Here is a 3,726-nt window from a genome sequence, read left to right as displayed (position 1 = left end):
GCGTCTCAGCTTCATATTTATTTTGAAGACCGTATGAACCTGAGACTTAGATAATCAATGAGGTGACACAGTTAGATGAACACTCTCTAGCAAACAAGAAATGCATTGAGTGCAGAAATTATTTTATTAGAGCCAAGTAATTGTATGTCTTCAATAACGTTTTCAATTCCACGTTTTTCCTCTTTGGTTAAATTTGGATTATGAACCCAGCCTGATAAAACACGATGTGCATTTATCAAATAGCTGTGGTTAATTTCTCTTTGGCGCTCTTTTACAGCTTGTTTATCTCTCAGGTAGCTAACTATCCACCATCCCAGAATAGCTACAATGACATTTAAAAAATTTGGGTTTAAAAAAGAGCCCCAGTCAATGTCCATATTCTTTCCTCTTTAAGAAACATTCATTAATCAAAATTTACACACTTGAACCTAATAAAAAACTGGCATGTTCAAATTTTAAGGTAAGTTATTTTAAGTTTTTAGTTAGCCATAAAATTAAATCATCATCTAGAGAATATGCTTGACCCGGCACTGCTAGTTGGTAGTCATAAGTTACACCTAATCCATCTGGTATATAACCTCTTTTTACATAAAGTCGCTGAGCAGGTCCATATCCCCCATCAGATCCACCATACAAACCTACACCAATACCAACAATATTTCCTCTACTGATAGCTTTTTCTTCGGCGATCTGAAGTAACTTACTCCCTATCCCAAATTTTCGAAAATTTGGCAACACATTTAAATCCATAATTTCAGGAATATTTAGCTTAGCAAAAGGCTCATAATGTGACACCCATTTTAAAGTGATATATCCTGTAAGTTCACCTCCTAAGTAAGCCAACCAAATAATCCTTTCTGATTTTCGTTGCTCTTGATAATAGCTATTAAATAAAGAGGCGGGTTTTTGCCAGTTTATTTTGTGAAAAGCATCAACAATAACAGGTATGTCGGATAAATCTAAAGTTTTTATAGATATTTCTGTTATAGATTTATTCATTTAAATTCTTCTTTCAGATGTTCTGACCCATTGTAAATTTTCTACAATTTCTGATTGACTCATTCTTTTATTAAATAGCTGTTTTCGGCCGCGACAAGGATGATCAAAATTTAATAGACTGCAATAAATGAGATTCTTAGTACTTAAAGATCTGATATTACCACTTATAAGATCTTCTACTGTCAATTCCAACATTTTACAGATGATTATAAATTTATTTCACTGTGATGTTCAAAGTTCCTGAAGCCAGTTTATCTTGAAATACTATAATAGCGAACCTGTTATTAAATTCTTTAACTTCGTATGCAGGAAGTTTTGAATCGGGTGAGCTCACTTCCACCGTTCCTATTCTCACCGTTAGGGTGATTATCTCTTCTAATTAATCTTCTTGTCGGTTATCTGCATCATCATAGACAACATTTTTGTTTCTTTTCCCGACCGCTATGACGGTTACAATTAATTTATTATCATTCACTTGATACACCAAACGATAACCAGATTGACGTAATTTTATTTTATAGCAATTTTTTAAAGCGCCTCTCAAGCCCGCCGAAACCACATGTGGATTTTCCAAGCGGCGTTTTAACACTTTCTTAAATTCTTCTTGAAGATTTTTACCCAGCTTTTTCCATTCTTTTAAAGCTAAAGGATGAAAATGAAGCTCATAAATCATCAATATTTACCTTTATGGAGGTAAAAGGTGCGGACAAACGTTGCTCTACTATTTTATGTAGTTCATTCTCATCAACCAAATCCATTAGTTTTTCAAATGTTTCAACAGGAATTAAATATGCTGCCGCTGTATTGTGATTAAGAATAGCAACAGGTTTTCCATGAGCATCATTAATGAGCTTAGTGGGGTTCTTTTTTAATTCACTAATGCTCGCTACTTGTGTAGCAAATAAAGTTTGCATGATAAGACCTTATATAATTATTTATGGTCTTATTTTAGGTCTTTATTTTGGTCTTGTCTAGAGTTTTTATTTACCTGTAACACTGGCTAGACAAATAATTCTTCGATAGTTAATTGGATTTCATCCTGGCTTGGTTTTGCATAACGAAATATTTCTTTAATCGAAACATTTCCACTTAGTTCTTGAGCAAAGTGAACCCCATGCTTGTCAGTTACCTTCTTTAAAAAGGTATGTCGCATCTTATGTGGAGTAAAAGCAAATTTTTCATGGTTCGGTAAAAATGCAAACGCTTGTTTTAAAACTCGCTGGCATATTCTATAAACATCTAACGTTTGCAAACGTGTTCCATAGCGCGTAACAAATAACGGTTCATCCTCTTGAGTTTGTCTTTTTTCAAGATATTGATCCAAATACGCCCTACTCTCTTGTGGTAAAGGAATTTTTTGGCTAATTCGTTTTGATTTGTGGCGAAGAACATCACACAAACCTTTTCCTCTATACTGACCGACATTTAATGAAACCACTTCGGACTCACGAAGACCTGTTCCCAGTAATAGATAAAAGAGTGCTGTTTCCATCAATGGATTTTGATTCTTGCGGGTACAGCTTTTAATACGTTGTTCACATGCTGATTTTAGACGCATTAATTGGCGAGAAGTTAATCCATTCCAATCAGGTGCATCAGTTTGTAAATCTTTAACTTGCGCTAAAGGGTCACCTGCTAATAATGGACGCTGCTGATGAAGCCATCGCCCCACATGACGAATTGTTGCCATCGTTCTATTAATAGAAGTAGCTTTATAAGGTTTACCCGTTTTCTCAGAAATTGTTTTACACAAATGTTTTTGAAAATGCTTACTAACAGCCGGTGTCCAACTATCCACCAAATCATGCCCTACTTCCATTTGAAAGAAATTTATAAATTTACTCAAGTCTTTCATCTTGGCTTGTTCAGTTTTCTCAGGAGCACCCTTCACATGCACTGAGTAATAATAAGTCAACCATGCGGAAAGTGAATTGGTATCAAAATGAACATCCAAAGGGTGAAAAATCTTATCTATCACAAACTTTCGATTTTTTGAATTTTGCTCATCCAAGAAATTCATAGGGTCTCTTTTTTGTTTTTTCACCATTATATGCTGTTTGTGATAGATAAGGTACGTTATCTAGCTCAAATAATACTATGCTGTTATCAGAATTTTGGCGTATTAAAATTGATAAGCAGTGGGCAGTCATTTTCAGATGGGAAAATGGAAATGCTTACGATGTATGTATTCTTGATTATCATGGCTAAGGAGATAACTATGCTACCAACACACAGAGCCCCTACACTTCCAGGCGAAATGCTTTTAGAGGAATTTCTTAAACCGATGAACTTAACACAAAAAGCTTTCGCCACTCACCCAGGCTGGACTTACGCGAAACTCAATGAAATTGTACACGGTAGAAGAGGAATTACACCAGAAACAGCTTTGGATCTAGCAGGCGCATTGAACATGGAACCTGAGTTTTGGCTTAATCTACAAAGAGATTGGGATTTATGGCATGCTAAGCAGAAGCACAAAGCCATCGTAAAAATCCAAATTCTTAATCAGAATCATGAATTAAGAACATAATATTCTTACTTGCCTTCCTATTTCAAATGTTAATTGCGCATCCATTTAATTTCCCCAACTCCTTCTTGGTGATGTTTATCGGGCCCCGTCAAGTTAATTTTTACTGTCACAAGAAAGATGAAAACCCTAATTTTAGTCGCAAAGGAGCTCTGTAGTAGCTTCTTGCCAAATTTGTTTGGCGTTCTGAAACTGGGTTC

Annotated in this window: 7 protein-coding genes; 2 read left to right on the top strand and 5 right to left on the bottom strand. The window is 35.3% G+C overall.

Annotated elements, in window-relative coordinates:
- Window positions 1-86 precede the first annotated feature (86 nt).
- From Lbru_RS07990 to Lbru_RS07970, 5 genes are all read right to left on the bottom strand, one after another.
- The gene (locus tag Lbru_RS07990) at window positions 87-377 is read right to left on the bottom strand and encodes a hypothetical protein (protein WP_058441672.1); all 291 of its coding nucleotides are present in this window, start codon (window positions 375-377) and stop codon (window positions 87-89) included.
- Window positions 378-465: 88 nt separating this feature from the next.
- Window positions 466-999 carry a GNAT family N-acetyltransferase gene (locus tag Lbru_RS07985; protein ID WP_058441671.1) on the bottom strand — a complete coding sequence of 178 codons (534 nt, stop codon included), beginning with the start codon at window positions 997-999 and terminating at the stop codon, window positions 466-468.
- Window positions 1,000-1,378: 379 nt separating this feature from the next.
- Complete coding sequence (locus Lbru_RS07980) at window positions 1,379-1,672, bottom strand: type II toxin-antitoxin system RelE family toxin (protein ID WP_058441670.1); 294 nt, start codon at window positions 1,670-1,672, stop codon at window positions 1,379-1,381.
- Complete coding sequence (locus Lbru_RS07975) at window positions 1,662-1,913, bottom strand: type II toxin-antitoxin system prevent-host-death family antitoxin (RefSeq protein WP_058441669.1); 252 nt, start codon at window positions 1,911-1,913, stop codon at window positions 1,662-1,664. The genes Lbru_RS07980 and Lbru_RS07975 overlap by 11 nt, the downstream gene beginning before the upstream one ends.
- An 86-nt stretch (window positions 1,914-1,999) precedes the next feature.
- A complete protein-coding gene (locus tag Lbru_RS07970; RefSeq protein ID WP_058441668.1) occupies window positions 2,000-3,019 on the bottom strand; it encodes a tyrosine-type recombinase/integrase in 1,020 nt (339 codons plus the stop codon).
- A gap of 77 nt (window positions 3,020-3,096) precedes the next feature.
- Between Lbru_RS07970 and Lbru_RS18065 the strand changes: the two genes are divergently transcribed.
- The gene (locus Lbru_RS18065; protein ID WP_420795318.1) at window positions 3,097-3,207 is read left to right on the top strand and encodes a type II toxin-antitoxin system RelE/ParE family toxin; all 111 of its coding nucleotides are present in this window, start codon (window positions 3,097-3,099) and stop codon (window positions 3,205-3,207) included.
- Window positions 3,208-3,217: 10 nt separating this feature from the next.
- Entirely contained in the window at window positions 3,218-3,529 is a 312-nt protein-coding gene (locus Lbru_RS07965; RefSeq protein WP_058441673.1) for a HigA family addiction module antitoxin, read from the top strand.
- Window positions 3,530-3,726: the final 197 nt, after the last annotated feature.

This window comes from Legionella brunensis (genome assembly GCF_001467025.1).
GTDB classification, from domain to species: Bacteria; Pseudomonadota; Gammaproteobacteria; order Legionellales; family Legionellaceae; genus Tatlockia; species Tatlockia brunensis.
The sequence above is the reverse complement of the archived record's forward strand: the minus strand, read 5'-3'. Positions and strand labels throughout refer to the sequence as shown.